Source organism: Lacrimispora brassicae (genome assembly GCF_054772055.1).
In genome coordinates this window covers 243,227-263,127 of record NZ_BRYH01000023.1, presented here as the reverse complement: position 1 = coordinate 263,127, position 19,901 = coordinate 243,227, and the positions used below count along the sequence as shown (strand labels likewise).

The window sequence follows — 19,901 nt, the reverse complement described above, 5'->3', positions numbered from 1 at the left end:
GAATTACTATGAAATGGAAAAAGTTTACGCTGACCACCACGACAGAAGCCGTGGACTTGATCAGCAGCATGTTTGATGAAATCGGAATAGAAGGAATTGAAATCGAGGATAACACCCCCCTTACGGAAGCGGAGACAAAAGGCATGTTTATTGACATCCTGCCGGAGCTTCCCCCTGATGAAGGCGTTGCAAAGGTCAGCTTTTATCTAGAACCGGATTCTGATATAGCGGGCATGTTAAAGCGGGTGGAAGAAGGGCTTTCAGAGCTTTCCATGTTCACGGACTTAGGTGAATGTACCATAGAGTCCGGTGAGACTGAGGACAAGGACTGGATCAATAACTGGAAACAGTATTTTAAGCCCTTTACCGTTGACGATATCCTGATAAAACCTACCTGGGAGGAGATTCCGGAGGAACATAAGGACAAGCTTCTGATCCAAATTGATCCGGGAACTGCTTTTGGGACAGGACAGCATGAGACGACCCAGCTTTGCATCAGGCAGCTTAGGAAATATGTGACACCGGAGACCACCCTCCTTGACGTGGGAACTGGAAGCGGCATCCTGGGGATCACCGCCTTAAAGCTGGGAGCAAAAAAAGTATTTGGTACGGACCTTGACGAAAATGCCATTGCAGCGGTCAGGGAAAACATGGAAGCCAATGCTGTCCCAGGAGATAAGTTCCAGGTGCTGCAGGGCAATATCATTGACGACAGGGCAATACAGGAGGCAGCAGGCTTTGAGACATACGATGTAGTGGCAGCCAATATCCTGGCAGACATTATTATCCTGCTTCAGAAGGAAATTTCTGTTCACATGAAGAAAGACGCTGTCTTTATCACTTCCGGTATTATTAATATGAAGGAAGAAGCTGTAAAAAAAGCGTTTGAGGAAAATGATGCCTTTGAGCTTTTGGAAACCACCTATCAGGGCGAATGGGTTTCCATAACGGTCAGAAAAAAATAGGAAGAGGAACGCCTTGCAGGCATACCTTTATGTCCAAAAAGCATGGACAAGAAAGAGGAAAAGGATGTATTACTTTTTTGTTGATCCTGACCAGATCGGAGGGTCCATGATCCGGATCCTGGGTCCGGATGTGAACCATATCAAAAATGTACTGCGCATGGGAGCCGGAGAGCAGATTTTAATCAGCAATGGCGTGGACAGAGATTACTTATGTGAGGTCATGGAAGTGGCTTCTTTGGAAGTGACGGCTAAGATCCTGTCTGTAGAGGAAGGCGGCGTGGAACTTCCTGCCAGGCTTTATCTGTTCCAGGGGCTGCCAAAGGGCGACAAGATGGAGCTGATCATTCAGAAGGCCGTGGAGCTTGGGGTATACCGGATCATTCCGGTGGAGACAAAGCGGGCCGTGGTGCGTCTGGATAAAAAGAAGGAAGAATCAAAGCTGCGCCGCTGGAGGGCCGTGTCAGAAAGTGCTGCCAAGCAGTCCAAGCGGCTTATTATACCGGAGGTGGCCGGGGTCATGACCTTTCAGCAGGCTTTGGCCTTTGCAAAAGAGCTTGATATGACGGTCATCCCCTTTGAACATGCAAAAGACATGGCAGAGACCAAAGAGATCCTGTCCAATGTTAAGGCGGGGATGAGTGTAGGGATATTTATCGGGCCGGAGGGCGGCTTTGAAGATTCTGAAATGGAGCTTGCAGAGCGCCTGGGAGCAAAGCAGATCACCCTGGGAAAACGGATCTTAAGGACGGAAACTGCCGGCCTTGCCATTGTATCCGTGCTGGCCTTTCAGTTGGAAGATTGACAAGCCTTAGGAAGCACCCTGGGAGTATCCCTTTTCCCAGAGATACGGGCGGTAAGAGGAAAGGAACGAGCCACATATGAAAGCTTATTTAGATAACTCGGCGACCACCAGAGTGCTGGAGCCGGTAAAAGATATTGTTGTAAAGATCATGACAGAAGACTACGGAAATCCTTCTGCCAAGCATAAAATGGGCATGGAAGCGGAACGGTATATTAAGGAGGCTGCGGAGATCATAGCCGGGACCTTAAAAGTGGCGGCAAAGGAGATCGTCTTCACCTCCGGCGGTTCTGAGTCCAACAACATGGCCCTGATTGCGGGTGCCATGGCCAATAAAAGAGGGGGAAACCACATCATAAGCACCGGCATTGAGCATGCCTCTGTGTACAATCCTCTGGCATATTTAGAGGAACAGGGCTTTTCGGTGACCTACCTCCCAGTGGATTCCCATGGACATATCCGCCTGGAAGAACTGGAGGCGGCTATCCGCCCGGAAACCATTCTGGTTTCCATTATGTATGTGAATAATGAGATCGGTGCTGTGGAGCCCATTGAAGCCATTTCAAAGGTCATAAAAAAGAAAAATCCCTCCATTCTATTCCATGTAGATGCCATTCAGGCTTACGGAAAATTTGTCATCAGGCCAAAGCGCCAGGGAATTGACCTTTTATCTGTCAGCTCCCATAAGATACACGGGCCAAAAGGGGTAGGTTTTTTGTACGTCGACCAAAGTGTGAAAATAAGACCTTTGATTTATGGAGGCGGCCAGCAGAGAGGCATGCGTTCCGGTACGGAAAATGTTCCTGGGATCGCAGGTCTTGGAGTGGCGGCTAAAATCATGTATACGGATCATGGAGATAAGGTACAGTCTCTGACTGCTCTTAAGGATTATTTGATCAACAGGCTTTCGGAGATCGACGGGGTCACGGTAAACAGCCTTCCCGGCGATTTGTCGGCGCCTCAGATTGTCAGTGCCAGCTTTTCCGGCATACGAAGCGAGGTGCTTTTACATGCCCTTGAGGAACGGGACATTTATGTATCCTCCGGGTCCGCCTGCTCATCAAACCATCCGGCTGTCAGCGGAACGTTAAGGGGGATCGGCGTAAAGCCTGAGCTTCTGGATTCCACGCTCCGGTTCAGCTTCGGGTTTTATAACACTCAAGAGGAACTGGACTACTGCATGGATGTGCTTAAGGAGATCTTGCCTGTTTTAAGGCGGTACCAGAGAGGCTAAAAAGAGGAAACCATGGGCAGGAAAGAAGAAATGCCCATCGGGTGTTCCTTTGTGCCCGGAAAACATAGGCATGAATAAAGAAAGGATAACAGATGCAATATCAATCATTTTTAATCAAATATGCGGAGATCGGGGTAAAAGGAAAAAACCGTTATCTGTTTGAGGATGCCCTGGTGGCTCAGATCCGCCACTCCTTAAAGAGGGTGGAAGGCGATTTTATGGTTTCCAAAGAGTCAGGACGTATTTATGTGAATGTAGAGTCGGAATACGATTTTGACGAAGTAACAGAAGCTTTAAAATGCATTTTCGGCATCGCAGCCATCTGTCCTATGGTTCAGGTGGAAGACAATGGATATGAGGATTTAAGGAAACAGGTGCTGTCCTATGTAGAGCAATTCTACGAGGATAAGAATTTTACCTTTAAGGTCAATGCCCGGAGAGGAAATAAAAAGTATCCGGTAAATTCCGAACAGATCAACCGGGATCTGGGGGAACTGATCCTTAACACCTTTCCGGAGACAAAGGTGGATGTTCATAAGCCTGATGTGATGCTTCATGTGGAAGTACGCAATAAGATCAACATTTACTCCCATACCATTCCAGGCCCTGGCGGCATGCCGGTGGGGACCAACGGAAAAGCCATGCTTCTTTTGTCCGGCGGCATCGACAGCCCGGTGGCAGGCTATATGATCGCAAAGCGGGGAGTGAAGATCGATGCCGTTTACTTCCATGCACCGCCATATACCAGCGAACGGGCCAAGGAGAAGGTGATTGATCTGGCAAAGCTGGTTTCTAAATATTCCGGGCCCATTCATCTGCATATTGTGAATTTTACGGATATCCAGCTTTATATTTATGACAAATGTCCCCATGAGGAGCTTACTATCATCATGAGACGCTACATGATGCGGATCGCAGAGCGGCTGTCAGGAGAAAGCGGTGCCATGGCCCTTATTACCGGAGAGAGCATCGGACAGGTGGCTTCCCAGACCATGCAGTCTCTGACAGCCACGGACGCAGTCACCACCATGCCGGTATTCCGTCCTGTTATCGGCTTTGACAAGCAGGAAATCGTGGATGTGTCGGAAAAAATCGGTACCTATGAGACTTCTGTGCTTCCCTTTGAGGATTGCTGTACCATTTTTGTGGCAAAGCATCCGGTGACAAAGCCCAATTTAAAGATGATTGAGCGGTCAGAGGAAAACTTAGAGGAAAAGATTGGAGAACTGGTTGAGACGGCCATAAGCACGGTAGAAAAGGTTTGGTGTTAAAGGAAAATAAAATCGGGGTCCGGCTCCTTTTGGAAAAGGCCGGACCCCGTTTTAAAACGCATTTCCTGACTTCATTAATCTACGATGTATGGAGATAAAATATTTAAAATTTCATCGGCGTTATTCTCGGAGTGGATATTTAAATCGATGGGTTTGGAAAGATCCAGGCTGAAAATGCCCATAATAGATTTTGCGTCAATGACATATCTGCCGGAAACCAGGTCAAAATCAGTATCAAATTTTGTTAAGTCGTTTACGAAAGATTTTACTTTGTCGATGGAATTTAAAGATATACGAACTGTTTTCATGTGAAAAACCTCCTTGAGTGATCTCTTTTATTTAATCAGGGAACCGCCCCTTTTTCACTTCAATACTACTGATATATTGTATAAAAGTCAATGGTAATTTTACATGAAAATACTGAAAATAAACTGATTATTTAGATAGGAGAAAATAAAATGAAAAAGGCAGCCCTGCATAATCTTGGCTGCAAGGTCAATTCCTATGAAACAGAGGCCATGCAGCAGCTTCTTGAAAACGCCGGATATGAAATTGTTCCCTTTGCGGAAGGAGCTGATGTTTATATCATCAATACCTGCTCTGTAACCAATATCGCAGACCGAAAATCCAGACAAATGCTTCACAGGGCAAAGAAAATGAACCCGGAGGCAGTGGTGGTGGCGGCCGGGTGCTACGTCCAGGCAGCAGGGGAAGAGCTTAAAAAGGATGAAGCGGTGGATCTGGTTATCGGCAACAACAAAAAGACAGAGCTGGTTTCTGTTCTGGAGGATTACTTTGCAAGCAGGAAGGAATCAGAAGAGGAGACATCCTGCGGGCATATCATAATGCCCCAAAAGACGGGCAGTAACCTGGAAACAGTCATTGATATCGGTGATACCAGGGAGTATGAAAATTTATCCATTGACAGGATCGCAGATCACACCAGGGCCTTTATCAAAGTCCAGGATGGATGCAACCAGTTTTGCAGCTACTGCATCATTCCCTATACCAGAGGGAGGGTGAGGAGCCGGAAACCGGAGGAAGTGTTGGAAGAGGTAAAACGTCTGACTGCTTCCGGTTACCAGGAGATCGTATTTACGGGGATCCATTTAAGCTCTTATGGAATGGATTTTCCGGAGGAAGAGCGGCTTACCCTTTTAGATCTGGTGAAAAGCATTCACGAAGTGGAAGGCTTAAAGCGGATCCGCCTGGGCTCCCTGGAACCCAGGATCGTGACCGAAGAGTTTGGGGTGGAGCTTGCAGGGCTTCATAAGATATGCCCTCACTTTCACTTGTCCCTTCAAAGCGGGTGCGATGATACCTTAAAGAGGATGAACCGCCGCTACACCACAGAAGAGTATTTAAACTGCTGTGATATTTTGCGGAAGGCCTTTAAAAATCCAGCCATCACCACCGATGTTATCGTAGGTTTTCCGGGGGAAGTGGAAGAGGAGTTTAAGGTGACCAGGGAATATTTGGAAAATGTCCGGTTCTATGAGATGCATGTTTTTAAATATTCCAAAAGAAACGGCACCAGGGCAGCAGTGATGCAGGACCAGATCCCGGAGTCCGTAAAGACGGAGCGCAGCAATGAACTTCTTTGTTTGGAAAAGGAAATGTCCCTTGCGTACCGGAAGTCATGGTTAGGCTCCAGGACAGAGGTGCTTATGGAAGAGGAATACTGGTGGAATGAGGTCCGTTACATGATCGGCCACACGAGAGAATATGTGAAAGCAGCGGTTCCATTTGAAGAAGGCCTAAAGGGCGTGGTAATAGAAGGAACTCTTGTGGAAATGATGAATGATGAGATAGTATTTTTAAAGCGCTGACAGACAAAATTTATTTTTGTCTTGCCGAATCCATAATTTTAGTTTAGAATAGAGTAGAACAGTTAAAGGACGTGAGAAACATGGGCGATATTCATAATACGCAATTTTTCAAGGCAGTGCAGGAAAACAAACTGAATGTAAGCCAGGTATTGGAACAGGTTTATATTGCCCTCACTGAAAAGGGCTATAATCCCATTAACCAGATCGTAGGCTATATTATGTCAGGGGATCCTACTTATATTACCAGCCATAAGAACGCCAGAAGTCTTATCATGAAAGTAGAACGGGATGAGATTCTGGAAGAGCTTATGGGGGTATATATTGATACAATGTTGAAATAAATTTGTGGATAATCTTAAGTCTAGCTGTCAGATGAAGTGAAAGAAGGCGGAGTCTGACAGTTTGTTTTTATACGGTTGGCTTTGGACCAGCTTTCTTTTGCTGCACAAAGATTGAAAGAAAGATGTCTTTCAACCTTGAGTTTGTGAACAGCGCGCCCCGCTTCATTGGGCGTCAACTGGATATGCAGGCATATCCGCTTGATTCATTAGGAGGCAAAATATGAGGATTATGGGGCTTGATTACGGTTCTAAAACTGTAGGAGTTGCTGTTTCCGACTTACTTGGTATAACAGCCCAGGGAGTGGAGACAATTACGAGAGAAGAAGAGAATAAACTGAGAAAAACCTGTGCCAGGATTGAGGAACTGATCCGGGAATATGAGATTGAAACGATTGTCCTTGGGTATCCTAAAAATATGAATAATTCAGCCGGCGAACGGGCTGAGAAAACAGAACAGTTTAAGGAGATGCTTGTAAGACGGACAGGGCTGGCTGTCGTCCTTTGGGATGAGAGGCTTACCACCGTTGCATCGGAGAGAATATTACAGGAAAGCGGTGTGAGACGGGAACACCGCAAGGCAGTCATTGATAAGGTGGCGGCAGGACTGATTCTGCAGGGCTATCTGGACAGCTTACCAAAGGAGACAGGAAATGAGCAGTGAAGAAAAGAAAATCACCCTGACAACAGACACAGGGGAAACCGTGGATTTTTATGTTCTGGAAGAAACCAGAATCAATGGGATGAATTATCTGCTGGTAACGGATGCGGCAGATGATGACGATGAAGGAGAATGTTACATCTTAAAGGATTTGTCAAAGCAGGAAGAGATCCAGGCTTTGTATGAGTTTGTAGAGGATGATAACGAAATAGATTATTTATTTAAGATATTTTCCGAACTGCTGGACGGAGCAGATGTGGATATTGAAGTTTGAAAGAAAAGCATCTTTTAAACTTGGGTTTGTGGACAGCGTGCCCCGCTTTATTGGGTACAGTGCGCCCCGCTTCACCGGGCGTCAACTGGATATGCAAGTATATCAGCTTGATTCATTAGCACACAAAAATGATGGTGAGTAATTGAGGGACTGTTGCATGAAACAGGAAGTTTTTAAAAATATGCTTCGAGAGAAAGGACTCAAGGTGACCAACCAGCGCATGCTGGTGCTGGAACTTATGGCAGAGCGCCCCGGGCAGCATCTGACTGCGGAAGAGATCTATGATCTGGCCAGGCAGAAGTACCCGGAGATTGGGCTTGCCACGATTTACAGGACCGTGCAGGTACTGGTGGATTTATCAGTGATCGATAAGGTCAGTTTTGACGACGGATTCGCCCGCTATGAATTAGGGGGCGTGGATCGTGAGTCCAGACATCACCACCACCACGCAATTTGCAACCGATGCGGAAACGTATTTTCCTTTCAAGGCGATTTGCTGGATACACTGGAGCAGGCCCTTCTTGACAGGTCAGGTTTTCTTGTGACCGATCATGAAGTGAAGCTGCACGGGTATTGCAGGGAATGCCGGGAGGCGATGGAAGAAGAACAGGACGGAAAATCATAAGATGGAGGTAAAATATTGAAAAAACAAGACAGTAACGCGAAAGTTAAAATCATTCCCTTAGGAGGAATGGAGCAGATCGGTATGAATATCACTGCTTTTGAATACGAAGACAGCATCATCATTGTGGACTGCGGACTGGCATTCCCTACAGATGATATGCTTGGGATCGACCTGGTGATACCGGATGTTTCTTATCTGAAACAGAACCTGGACAAAGTAAAGGGATTTGTCATCACCCATGGCCACGAGGACCATATCGGTGCACTTCCCTATGTATTAAGGGATGTCAATGTGCCGGTATATGGAACAAAGCTGACCATTGCCCTGATCGAAAACAAACTGAAAGAACATAATTTACTGAAAAACACCAAGAGAAAGGTGATCAAGCACGGACAGTCCGTTAATTTAGGCTGTTTCCGTATCGAATTTATTAAAACAAACCACAGCATCGCCGATGCTTCCGCACTTGCCATTTTCTCTCCGGCAGGCGTGATCCTGCATACAGGCGATTTTAAGATTGACTATACTCCCGTATTCGGGGAACCGGCTGATTTAGAGCGTTTTGCTGAGCTGGGCAAAAAGGGCGTTCTGGCCCTGATGTGTGACAGCACCAATGCCATCAGGCCAGGATTCACTCCTTCGGAAAAGACCGTGGGAAAAACCTTTGACAACATTTTTGCAGACCATAAAAACAACCGCATCCTTGTGGCCACCTTTGCCTCAAACGTGGACCGGGTGCAGCAGGTCATCAACTCTGCGGCCAAGTACGGACGGAAGGTAGTGGTAGAGGGCCGCAGCATGGTCAATGTGATCGGTACGGCCAGCGAGCTTGGCTATATTAATATTCCGGACGGGACACTTATTGATATTGACCAGTTAAAGAATTATCCCGATGAGCAAACTGTGCTCATCACCACCGGAAGCCAGGGGGAATCCATGGCAGCTCTTTCCCGAATGGCAAGCAGCACCCATAAGAAGATTTCCATCAAGCCAACCGATGTGATAATTTTAAGTTCCCATCCTATTCCGGGAAATGAAAAGGCTGTTTCAAAGGTCATCAACGAGCTTTCCATGAAGGGAGCAGAGGTGATCAGCGATGACACTCATGTGTCGGGACATGCCTGCCAGGAGGAAATCAAGCTGATGTATGCTCTGGTCCGTCCCAAATATGCGATTCCGGTCCATGGCGAATACCGTCATATCATGGCTCAGAAAAAACTGGTTCAGGGCATGGGTATGCCTAAGGAGAATGTGATCATTATGTCCTCCGGCGATGTGGTGGAGGTAGGACAGGAATCCTGGAAGATCGTAGACCACGTACAGGCGGGAGGAATTCTGGTAGACGGCCTTGGCGTGGGAGATGTAGGGAATATCGTTTTAAGAGACAGACAGAACCTGGCCCAGAACGGAATCATTGTGGTGGTTCTGACTCTGGAGAAATACTCCAATCAGCTTTTGGCAGGACCGGATATTGTGTCCAGAGGATTTGTTTATGTGCGTGAGTCAGAGGATCTGATGGAGGAAGCCAGAAATATTGTCAATGACGCTGTTTCTGACTGTCTGAACCGCCATGTCAATGACTGGGGGAAGATTAAGAATGTGATTCGTGACAGCTTAAGCGACTTTTTATGGAAGCGTATGAAGCGGAATCCTATGATTTTGCCGATTATTATGGAAGTATAGTACAGGGAAAATAACCCCACCTTTAAGGCGAAACACCCTGCGGAGGGGGTATACCTTTATGCCCTGGAAAGCGGGCAATAATAATGAAAGGAAGCAGGATATGAGCCGGGCAACGAAAGAGATTAATAAAATAACAGGAGCAGTCATTGCGGTTTCAAGCAGGCTTATTATCTTAGCCCTGGTGATTCTTCTGCTTTATGAGGGAGTCACCAGAGGATATGCCTTCGGCCATGAGATATTCTACGCTTCTGCCATGGAAGCAGAGCCTGGGCGGAACAAGGAGATGACCGTAACAAAGGGAACCTCTGTGCCTCAGGTGGCAAAGATTTTAAAGGACAATGGTTTGATCGCCAATGAGTACTCCTTTATCATACAGGCTGAGTTTTTTGATTATAAGGTAAATCCGGGAGACTATACCTTTAACACTTCCATGACCTCTAAGGAGATCCTTCAGATGATGAATGAGAACACAGGGGAAAAGGAAGAGAAAAAATGATTGTAAATGACAGGATAACGGATTATATCAAATCTCTGGAAACAGACAGAAGCCCGCTCCTTTCAAAGATCGGAAAAAAGGCAAGGCAGGATAGCGTCCCGGTTATCAGGGAAGAGACGGCTGCCTTCCTTCAGACCATGACGGCCGCCATGAGGCCAAAGGCCATTTTAGAGGTGGGAACAGCAGTAGGCTATTCCACTCTTTTAATGGCTGAGGCCATGCCGCCTGACTGCCATATCACCACCATAGAAAAATATGAAAAAAGAATCCCCCTTGCCAGGGAAAATTTTAAAGAGGCTGGGGAAGAGGCGCGGATCACCTTGCTTGAAGGAGAGGCGCAGGAGATATTAAAGGGGCTTTCTGGCCCCTTTGACCTTGTTTTCATGGATGCGGCCAAGGGACAGTACCTTCTGTGGCTGCCAAGGATTTTAGAGCTTATGTCTCCTGGGGGAATGCTGATTTCTGATAATGTTCTTCAGGATGGAGATATCATAGAGTCCCGCTATGCAGTGGAACGCCGCAACCGGACCATTCACGGGCGGATGCGGGAATACCTGTATGAATTAAAGCATTCGGAGCGGCTTACCACGTCGGTTGTTCCTATTGGCGACGGCATTACCGTTAGTATCTTGAAATAATGTACTTAATGAAGGCAGGAGAACCGAACTTCCTTAACTATAGACACAAGAAAGGATTTTCATGAGAAAGACCGAACTTTTGATTCCGGCAGGCAGTCTGGATGTGCTGAAAACCGCTGTGGTTTACGGCGCCGACGCTGTCTACATCGGAGGAGAAGCCTTTGGCCTCCGTGCCAAGGCGAAAAATTTTACAACCAAAGAGATCCGGGAAGGAATTGCCTTTGCCCACGAAAAAGGGGTAAAGGTCTATATTACGGCTAACATCCTGGCCCATAATGACGACCTGACCGGAGTGGAAGAATATTTTGAAGAATTAAAGGAAACCAGACCTGACGCACTGATCATCTCCGATCCGGGAGTATTTGAGATTGCAAAGCGCATCCTGCCGGATATGGAGATCCACATCAGCACCCAGGCCAACAACACCAATTACGGGACCTATCTGTTCTGGCACCGGATGGGGGCCAAGAGGGTGGTTTCCGCCAGGGAACTTTCCCTGGCAGAAATCAAGGAAATACGGAGCCGGATTCCGGAGGATATGGAGATCGAAAGCTTCATCCACGGAGCCATGTGCATTTCCTATTCCGGGCGCTGTCTTTTAAGCAATTTCATGACGGGAAGAGATGCCAATCAGGGAGCCTGCACCCATCCCTGCCGCTGGAAATATTCCATTGTCGAGGAAAAACGTCCCGGAGAGTACATGCAGGTGTATGAAAATGAGCGGGGGACCTATATATTCAATTCCAAGGACTTGTGCATGATCCAGCACATCCCGGAGATGATGGATGCGGGAATCGACAGCTTTAAGATCGAAGGCCGCATGAAAACAGCCCTTTACGTAGCCACTGTGGCTAGAACCTACCGGAAGGCCATTGATGATTATAACAAGGACCCGGAGCTTTACCAGGCCAATATGGAGTGGTACCGTTCCGAAATCGGCAAATGTACTTATCGGGAATTTACCACCGGCTTTTACTTTGGAAAACCTGATTCCACCACCCAGATTTATGACAACAATACCTACGTGAAAAACTACACGTATCTGGGAACCATTGAAGCCGTGGATGAGAAGGGCTTTGCCCGCATTGAGCAGAAAAATAAGTTTACCGTTGGGGAGACCATTGAGGTGATGAAGCCTGATGGACGGAACCTGGAAGCTGTGGTGAAAGCCATTTATGACGAAGAGGGAAAATTCCAGGAAAGCGCCCCCCATTCCAGGCAGATGCTTTCTGTTGATTTAGATGTGGAAATGGAACCTTATGACATTCTGCGCCGCAGTGAGATGGATTAACATAAAACGAACCCCCAGGGCCTTGTTCCTGGGGGTTTTTGCTGCCCGTCCCTCCATGAAGCGGAACCGGAAGGAACGGAAGGCAGATCTTTGATCCGGCGGGCAGATGATAACTGCCATGTCTGCATATAGGCCATAGAGGTGAGGATTACTGATGAAAATCCGGAGGAAGAGGATGACATTTCATTGCCAACGAGTCCATATAATGTTTGCAAATATAAAAAGCAAATAAAAGTGTATGATATTATTATATGCAAACAAATAAGTTTGACATTTTGCCGGGGGAGTGTATAATGAGAATCAAAGGCAGGGAATGAAAATGAACTATTGTGCATTGATTATAGATATTAAAAAATCAAAATCCTATGATATAGATACACGCAATGAGGTACAGGAATATTTGACCAAATGCATTAAGATGTTAAATGACGCCAACAAACAAGCACTTACCTGTGATGTAACTTTCAGCGCAGGGGATGAGCTTCAGGGACTGTTTCAAAATCCTTTTGCTGCGGTATTGTATTGGAGGATTCTGGAACTTATGGTGCATCCGGTGCAGCTTCGGGCAGGTCTGGGGGTGGGGGAATGGAATGTGAGGATAGAGGGAGGAACCTCTGCGGAACAGGATGGCCCGGCATATCATAATGCCAGAACTGCAATTGAAGAGGTATACAAAAAACAATTTCAAAATATAAGAATCAATTCAAAATCAGAAAAAGATGTATTTGCCAATTATCTGCTTAATGTTTCCTGGGGTTACAAGGCCGGACAGAATTATATGCAGAATTTCCTTCAGTTGGTTTCCGAGCTTCTTTACCCCTTTGCGGAAGAAAAGAGACAGGCAAAGAATTATTGGCTGGAAATGCTTCAATTAAAAGAAAGCTATGGAGTAAAGGAAAAGACATACGGCAGGCTCATTGGCAGGGATCAGAATAATAATGTGAATTTTTCCAATGAGAATATGTTCATACAGGATGAGATATTCATAACCGGCCATATAACAGAGGCAGATGAAGCTGTTTACAGAAAGGGAATGAATACCAGGATCGCTGATATCATGCAAAGATCCAGGCAAAATATAGACACGGTCATGAAACGGGGCAATGCGCAGTTGATCCGCACCATGGATTATATGGCGCTTCAATATTTAAAAAATAATTACGGTGAAACATATGATTCTTAAATTACTGATGATAGGACATATCATAGGCGATTTCTATGTTCAGACCCATGAGATCCCAGAAAAGAAAAAGAATAGTCTTTCTGCCCTGGTGATCCGCTCCATGTGTTATTCCCTGGTTTTGTTTATTTGTGCAGTGATTCCCCTGACCGGAGATCAGGTGCCAGGACTGCTTATTTTTTGTTTTCTTGCCGGCATATTACATGGAGTGATTGATTATTCCAAGATATGGATTGAAAAAAACAAAAGCATGGATCCAAGTCAAAATATCTGGCTGTTTTTCATTGACCAGATGCTGCATGGGGCCATCCTTATTATGGGATGGGGTGTGGCAGGGTTTACCGGCGGAGAGTACATACATATTTTGGCCAAAAGTTATGATGCAAAAATATTGGTTGACATAATAAATATGGCAATGGGAATCCTGATCTGCGGCCAGCCGGCTTCCCTATTGATCAAGCTGGTTTTTTCAGCATTGACAAAAGAGGGTGATAGGGAAAATCCAAAAATCGGATCATATATAGGAATATTGGAACGTGAAATCATATTCTTGTTAGGAATGATAGGGCAATACAGTACCATTGGTTTTGTGCTGACGGCAAAGAGTGTGGCACGTTTTAAACGATTAGAAGATCAGGCGTTTTCAGAAAAATATCTGGTAGGCACATTATTGAGCGCATTTATTGCCATTGCCTGTGCCGTGACAAACAGCTATTTTAAAATATAAAAATACAGATCCCTCATATTATGTAAAGTGAAGAGACGGAGAAAGCCGAAAAGAGGTTTTCTCCAGTCTCTTTTTTCTGTGGAAAACTAAGTGGTGGGTATGGGACTTTCCTGTTTACAGCCTAAGAAAAAAATATAAAAAGAATGTGTATTATATATAAAAAATTATTTAATTTTTATAAATTATGCATATAGTATCTCTATTTTTTGTGTGATATATTATATTAGAAAATTGATATATCAGATGAAATTTTAGTTAAGACACTCCAAAATCAAATCCGGAAACAGACATGAAGTAAGTTGTAAAAATTACAATTAAAAAGGAGAGAGAAACGATGCTTGACATTATTACTGGCGTATTGCTGCTGCTGGTCTTTGTGGGGCTGGTAGCGTACTGCATGAAAGGCGGAAATCTTTTAATCGGATTTATTGCTACAGCCGTTTTATGGTGTTTAATCGGACGTGTACCAATCAATGAGGTGGTAAGCGATGTATTTCAAAAACCCCTGGATGATTACGGCAAGACCATAGCAATCATAATCTTTGGTGCATGGTTCGGACGCATTCTGGTTGATACGGGAATTGCCGGCTATATCATTAAGAAGACCGTGGAATTTGCAGGCGACAGACCCTTAGTGACCACATTGTTGTTATGCATTACCTGTAATCTGCTTTTTACCAGTGTTTTTGGTGTAGGCTCTGTTATGGCCATCGGTATGATCGTACTTCCCATTCTGTTTTCCATGGGAGTAGAAAAAGGGGCGGCCTTAGGTGCTTATATGTTGTCCGTTGCAGGCGGAATGTACTTAAATATTGCTTATGTGAGCCAGTTTGAAAAAGTATTCGGTGAAGAGGTGGCTTCGTATAATGATAACTACATACGTTTTGCCCTGATGGCCACAGCCATTCATATGGTCATTATGGTTGCATTTATTGTGTACCATCATTTCAAAAACAGCAAAAAGGGAAGAAGACGGGCCTGGGAAGCAGGCGGCCAGGAAAACTATGAGGCAAAGCCTCTTGGCTGGTACTGCTTCATCGTACCTTTTGTACCCATTGCAATGGTAGGCATTTTTAAATGGCAGCCGGTTCCGGCTTTTCTGCTGGGAAGCTTTGTGGGTCTTTTGTTTACACGGAATTTAAGGACTTATAAGACCGCTGTGGATAAAACCCAGAAGACTTTATATGATGGTGTTGCAGACAGCGGACTCTTGATCGGTATGCTTTACAGCGTAAATATTTTCCAGGGAGCCGCTGCCAAGGTAGTACCATACCTTCAGACCTTGCTTGGGGATGTTGTTCCAAGATCTGAAATTGTGGTTCTGGCAGCCTTCTGTATCCTGGCGCCTCTGGCATTGTTCCGGGGACCGCTGATGATCTGGGGCTCCGGCATTGCCCTGTATTCCATTTTAAATGCAACAGGAGCATTTAATCCTCATTTCCTGTATGCTATTTTCCTCATTCCTCCGGTTGCTATCGTAGCAAGTGCTTGTCCGACCCAATCCTGGACCATGTGGGGGTTAAGCTATGCAAAGGTAGAGCCAAAACAGTACATAAAGACCAATCTGCCGTGGGCCTGGGCAAGCCTTATTGCCATTGAAGTGCTTATTTACTTTACCATAGGAAGAATGGTTTGATTCTCAGCTTTGGCAGATGAAAAAGTTTCACAGACAAGGGCATGCAAAATGTCTGTATGCCCTTGCCAGTTTTAGATGGAGGACAACGAATGAGCAACCGGGCAATAAGAATTGGCATTGATGTGGGAGGAACCCATACAAAGGCCGTAGCGATAGACAACAGTACAAACGAGATTGTGGGAAAAGGATCGGTAATGACAACCCACCATGACGAAAACGGAGTGGCAGCAGGTGTTGTGGAAGCATTTAAGAAATGCCTTTCTGAAAACGATATTAAACCAGAGGAAGTGATTTTTATTGCCCACAGCACCACTCAGGCTACCAATGCCCTGCTGGAGGGAGATGTGGCCAAAGTGGGTGTCATTGGAATGAGCGGCGGCGGTCTGGAGGCATTCTTTACAAAGCGCCAGACAAAAATTAAGGATATTGATCTGGGAACCGGAAAATGGATCAATATTGACCATAGCTTTATGAAAACCAAGGACATGACTCCGGATAACGTATCTTCTGTGATCAAAAAGATGGCAGATCAGGGTGATAAGGTGATTGTGGCCAGCAAGGCATTTGGCGTGGACAATATGAAGGAAGAACGCATGGTTGCAGAGATTGCAGAAGGTCAGGGAATCCCCTGTACCGTAGCTTCTGATATTACAAAACTCTATGGTCTGACCACCCGTACCCGCACTGCCTGCTTAAATGCATCCATCCTGCCCAAAATGCTGGATACCGCCAATTCCACAGAGCGAAGCGTACGTGCCGCAAAGGTAACGGTACCCCTTATGATCATGCGTGGTGACGGCGGAGTCATGGAAATCAATGAAATGAAAAAGCGTCCTATCCTTACCATGCTCTCAGGACCTGCGGCCAGCGTGATCGGGGCCCTTATGTATCTGCGGGCCTCCAACGGCATTTATTTTGAGGTCGGTGGAACCTCTACCAATATCGGAGTGATCAAAAACGGCCGTCCGGCAGTGGATTATTCCATTATCGGCGGACACAGAACCTATGTAAACAGTCTGGATGTCCGGGTACTTGGTGTTGCCGGCGGAAGCATGATACGGGCGAAAAAGGGCGCAATCATTGATGTGGGACCACGTTCCGCACATATTGCTAATATGGGATATGCCTGTTTTACAGAGCCCGCGCTGCTTGAAGGGGCAGAATTATATTACATCAAGCCACGTGAAAATGATCCAAGTGACTATGTGGCAATCCGCTTAAAGAATGGTGAAAGCGTAACCATCACAAATACCTGCGCAGCCAATGTACTGGGAATCTTAGAAGACGGGGATTATGCAATGGGCAATTACGAATCTAGCTGCAAAGCCATGCAGCTTCTGGCTGATGAAGTGGGCATGTCCATGGAAGATACGGCAAGGGCGGTACTTCAAAAGGCTTGTGATAAAATAAAACCCGTTATTGAAGACCTGATCGATAAATATAAAATTGAAAGAGAACAGATCGTACTGGTAGGCGCCGGAGGCGGTGCCGGAACACTATTGACCTTTACGGCCAATGAAATGAATTTTAAATATCAGATACCGGTAAATGCCGAGGTTATTTCTTCTATCGGCGTGGCGCTGGCCATGGTCAGGGAAATGGTAGAACGGACCATTCCCAATCCAACTGCAGAAGATATTGCGGCCCTTAAGAAAGAAGCAAAAGCGTTGGCAATGAACAGCGGTGCAGTGGAAGACAGCATTGAAGTCTATGTGGAAATTGATGAGCAGGCCCAGAAGGTTACGGCCATTGCCATGGGGTCTACGGAAGTTAAGACCACGGACCTAATGAAGAATTGTGATGAGGAAGAGGCGCTTTTAATTGCGGCAGAATCCATTGGCCTGGAACGGTCAAAGATGAAGATGGCAGGAAGCAATGGTTCTATATTTGTGGTAACTGCAGAAAAAGATGGGAAAACTTCCGTTAGAGTGATAGATAAAAAAGGCTTTGTGAAAGTGCAAAGGTCCAATGGTATTGTGCTGGTTACAACAAAATCCAGGCTAAATGAGGATTTGAAACTTGCCTGGGATAAAGCCAGTAACTTTTCAAGTGAAGTCAGGATCAATCCGGATTGCTATATTGCCTCAGAATCCAGGGTTATGGATTATTCCGGAATTCCGGCCTTGGATCAGGTATCAGGATTAGCCGGGGTTGAACTTATTGATATAAAAGAGGATGCAAAAATCATCCTGGTCCTGGCGCGCAACGAGCTGTAAAAGATGGTGTGTATGCGAGAACTGATAGAAAAAATTGCTGCTGTCCACGATGTAACATGGTATAGCCGGGTGCTGAAAAATCATCCGGCTTCCTGTGAACTGTCAAAAGAGGAAGAACAGGAAGTTCTGTTTTACTCCATGCAAACGGCAGAAAAATATGCGTCAGAGTTAAAAAAAGGCTATGGGACAGTTTCCGGTGTTTCTCTGGCCGGTAATATGGGCTTATCCATAAAAAGAACAAAAGAAGAACTTAGAAAACCATTTTTATATATGGGAATATATGAACCGGAAGAAGGTACTGTCATTTTAAATGACAGTACCTTAAACGCAATAAAAGGTTTTATAAAAGAATACGATTTAACGGAAATAATCCGGGAGGAAACACTGGAAGAAATCGTTCTGTTCCATGAAATTTTCCACTGGATTGAAGAAAATACGCCGGGAATCTATACCCGCAGCAAAATGTTAAAAAGGCCGGTATGGAATCTGTTTCCCAGGTCCAGAGGCCTTGACGGGGCAGGAGAGGTGGGAGCCATTCATTTTTCCAAAATAATGAGTGGGATATCCTATTCTCCCTGCCTGTATGAAATATGTTTATTGATTAAGACGGGTGTTTGTTCTATTGATTTTTTCTCCTCTATCCTATAAAATGGAATATGATTATTTTATTGTTGGAAAATGGCAATTATAAAAAAAATATGGTCAATTATAAAAGGAGGTTCAAAGTTGGAAGTATATAATGGAACCATATCGTCTTCCGCTGACGGCCAGGAGGAGGCTTCCCGTCAGGGAGAAAGCACAGATAACAATGCATACCAGCTTCTCCGTGAAAAAATCCTGGATCTTCATTTAAGACCGGGGATCAACTTAAGTATCAGGGATATTTGTGATTTATTAAACATTGGGCGCACTCCGGTCAGAGACGCATTGATCAGGCTTGAACAGGAAGACTTGGTGACTCTTCTCCCCCAGAGAGGAACAAGGGTGTCCAAGATAGATTTAGATAGAGTGGAACAGGAGCGTTTTCTAAGGCTTGCCGTAGAAGAGGAGGTCATGAAGCTGTTTATGGCATGCCATACTCCTACGGATTTATTGGAATTACAGAACAACCTGATGGAACAGAAAGCCTTTGCTGAGACGGGCAATGGTGATGTGAGGAAGTTTCTGCATATGGATGATGAGTTCCATAAGATATTTTACCGGGTAACAGACCGCCTTTTCAGTTTTCAGACCATCAATAATGTTGGAGGCCATTTCAGGAGAATACGGCTTCTTAGCTGCCGTGAAATGCAGAGCGTAAAAGAAATTGTTGCACAGCATGAAGAAATCATACTCGCGCTCCAGACAAGGGATACCAAAGCAATGCTGTACGTGCTGCAAAAGCACCTCTTTAAATTGGACAGGGACAAAAAAGACTTAATTAAAAAGTACCCCAGTTTGTTTAAGCGCAATATCAATGAAGATTACGTGAATATTCCATGGACCGATGATTTCTTTGAAACATTTCAGTCCTTTATGTAGGTGAAAAATGGGAAACCGGCATTATGAACAGGAAGCCAGACGAAATCAATGAAGTGGATGAATCCGGGAAAAACTCAAGTATAAATGATTGACAAATAACACTTCCCGTGGTAGAGTTTTTTTAAACCTATGAGGAAGAGCAAGTACCGTTGTACTTACCACACAGAGAGCCGCAGGCGGTGGGATTGCGGCAGGGAAAAGCAATTGGGAATGGGCTTCTGAGGGCGAGCTGAATGGTAAGTAGGTAAGCCGGAGAGTAAACTCCGTTATAAAAGTCAGCATATGTCAGTATGCGTGAGAGGATGCGCCAGATGCATCAAGCCGGGTGGCACCGCAGGAGTTATGACGATTCATACTCTTGTCCCTGCAATAATTTATTGTGAGGGATAAGAGTATTTTTATTGTAAAAATCTACTTATCCCGGAAAAAAGAAACACCCTACGGGTATACCTTTATGCCCAAAAACCATGGGCGGGAAAGAGGAAACACCCTACGGGTATACCTTTATGCCCAAAAA

Annotated in this window: 20 protein-coding genes; 19 read left to right on the top strand and 1 reads right to left on the bottom strand. The window is 45.4% G+C overall.

What is annotated here, in order from left to right:
- Positions 1–8 precede the first annotated feature (8 nt).
- From prmA to thiI, 4 genes are all read left to right on the top strand, one after another.
- The gene (gene prmA, locus ACYVD3_RS11520; protein WP_460642659.1) at positions 9–965 is read left to right on the top strand and encodes a 50S ribosomal protein L11 methyltransferase; all 957 of its coding nucleotides are present in this window, start codon (positions 9–11) and stop codon (positions 963–965) included.
- Between the two features lie 64 nt (positions 966–1,029).
- Positions 1,030–1,767 (top strand): 16S rRNA (uracil(1498)-N(3))-methyltransferase, encoded by a 738-nt coding sequence (locus ACYVD3_RS11515; RefSeq protein WP_460642658.1) that lies wholly within the window; start codon positions 1,030–1,032, stop codon positions 1,765–1,767.
- Positions 1,768–1,843: 76 nt separating this feature from the next.
- Positions 1,844–2,998, top strand: coding sequence for a cysteine desulfurase family protein (locus tag ACYVD3_RS11510; RefSeq protein ID WP_460642657.1), 1,155 nt, complete (start codon positions 1,844–1,846; stop codon positions 2,996–2,998).
- A gap of 92 nt (positions 2,999–3,090) precedes the next feature.
- Positions 3,091–4,269, top strand: coding sequence for a tRNA uracil 4-sulfurtransferase ThiI (gene thiI, locus ACYVD3_RS11505; RefSeq protein ID WP_460642656.1), 1,179 nt, complete (start codon positions 3,091–3,093; stop codon positions 4,267–4,269).
- A 74-nt stretch (positions 4,270–4,343) separates the two neighbouring features.
- Here thiI and ACYVD3_RS11500 read toward each other — a convergent pair whose 3' ends face one another.
- Positions 4,344–4,577, bottom strand: coding sequence for an HPr family phosphocarrier protein (locus ACYVD3_RS11500; RefSeq protein WP_024291589.1), 234 nt, complete (start codon positions 4,575–4,577; stop codon positions 4,344–4,346).
- A gap of 150 nt (positions 4,578–4,727) precedes the next feature.
- On the opposite strand from ACYVD3_RS11500, the gene mtaB reads away from it, so the two are divergent.
- The 15 genes from mtaB to ACYVD3_RS11425 all read left to right on the top strand — a co-directional run bounded on the left by mtaB (position 4,728) and on the right by ACYVD3_RS11425 (position 19,384).
- Positions 4,728–6,098 carry a tRNA (N(6)-L-threonylcarbamoyladenosine(37)-C(2))-methylthiotransferase MtaB gene (gene mtaB, locus ACYVD3_RS11495; RefSeq protein ID WP_460642655.1) on the top strand — a complete coding sequence of 457 codons (1,371 nt, stop codon included), beginning with the start codon at positions 4,728–4,730 and terminating at the stop codon, positions 6,096–6,098.
- Between the two features lie 80 nt (positions 6,099–6,178).
- Positions 6,179–6,439 (top strand): IreB family regulatory phosphoprotein, encoded by a 261-nt coding sequence (locus ACYVD3_RS11490; protein WP_013271606.1) that lies wholly within the window; start codon positions 6,179–6,181, stop codon positions 6,437–6,439.
- Between the two features lie 220 nt (positions 6,440–6,659).
- Complete coding sequence (gene ruvX / locus ACYVD3_RS11485) at positions 6,660–7,100, top strand: Holliday junction resolvase RuvX (protein WP_460642654.1); 441 nt, start codon at positions 6,660–6,662, stop codon at positions 7,098–7,100.
- Entirely contained in the window at positions 7,090–7,371 is a 282-nt protein-coding gene (locus tag ACYVD3_RS11480; protein ID WP_460642653.1) for a DUF1292 domain-containing protein, read from the top strand. The genes ruvX and ACYVD3_RS11480 overlap by 11 nt, the downstream gene beginning before the upstream one ends.
- 157 nt (positions 7,372–7,528) lie before the next feature.
- Positions 7,529–7,996 carry a Fur family transcriptional regulator gene (locus ACYVD3_RS11475; protein ID WP_460642652.1) on the top strand — a complete coding sequence of 156 codons (468 nt, stop codon included), beginning with the start codon at positions 7,529–7,531 and terminating at the stop codon, positions 7,994–7,996.
- Between the two features lie 15 nt (positions 7,997–8,011).
- Positions 8,012–9,679, top strand: a complete 1,668-nt coding sequence (locus ACYVD3_RS11470) for a ribonuclease J (protein WP_460642651.1) — start codon at positions 8,012–8,014, stop codon at positions 9,677–9,679.
- Between the two features lie 58 nt (positions 9,680–9,737).
- A complete protein-coding gene (locus ACYVD3_RS11465) occupies positions 9,738–10,175 on the top strand; it encodes an endolytic transglycosylase MltG (RefSeq protein ID WP_460642650.1) in 438 nt (145 codons plus the stop codon).
- Positions 10,172–10,813, top strand: coding sequence for an O-methyltransferase (locus ACYVD3_RS11460; protein WP_460642649.1), 642 nt, complete (start codon positions 10,172–10,174; stop codon positions 10,811–10,813). The genes ACYVD3_RS11465 and ACYVD3_RS11460 overlap by 4 nt, the downstream gene beginning before the upstream one ends.
- Positions 10,814–10,874: 61 nt before the next feature.
- The gene (locus ACYVD3_RS11455) at positions 10,875–12,104 is read left to right on the top strand and encodes a peptidase U32 family protein (protein ID WP_460642648.1); all 1,230 of its coding nucleotides are present in this window, start codon (positions 10,875–10,877) and stop codon (positions 12,102–12,104) included.
- A gap of 319 nt (positions 12,105–12,423) precedes the next feature.
- Positions 12,424–13,287: a SatD family protein gene (locus ACYVD3_RS11450; RefSeq protein WP_460642647.1), complete on the top strand. Its 864-nt coding sequence runs from the start codon at positions 12,424–12,426 to the stop codon at positions 13,285–13,287.
- Positions 13,277–14,011, top strand: a complete 735-nt coding sequence (locus ACYVD3_RS11445; protein WP_460642646.1) for a DUF3307 domain-containing protein — start codon at positions 13,277–13,279, stop codon at positions 14,009–14,011. Before ACYVD3_RS11450 ends, ACYVD3_RS11445 begins: the two co-directional genes overlap by 11 nt.
- A gap of 334 nt (positions 14,012–14,345) precedes the next feature.
- On the top strand, positions 14,346–15,647 hold the full coding sequence (locus ACYVD3_RS11440) for a citrate transporter (RefSeq protein WP_460642645.1): 1,302 nt from the start codon (positions 14,346–14,348) through the stop codon (positions 15,645–15,647).
- Positions 15,648–15,736: 89 nt separating this feature from the next.
- A complete protein-coding gene (locus ACYVD3_RS11435; protein WP_460642644.1) occupies positions 15,737–17,863 on the top strand; it encodes a hydantoinase/oxoprolinase family protein in 2,127 nt (708 codons plus the stop codon).
- Positions 17,864–17,875: 12 nt separating this feature from the next.
- Complete coding sequence (locus ACYVD3_RS11430; protein WP_460642643.1) at positions 17,876–18,511, top strand: hypothetical protein; 636 nt, start codon at positions 17,876–17,878, stop codon at positions 18,509–18,511.
- Positions 18,512–18,589: 78 nt separating this feature from the next.
- Positions 18,590–19,384, top strand: coding sequence for a GntR family transcriptional regulator (locus tag ACYVD3_RS11425; protein ID WP_460642642.1), 795 nt, complete (start codon positions 18,590–18,592; stop codon positions 19,382–19,384).
- Positions 19,385–19,901 lie beyond the last annotated feature (517 nt).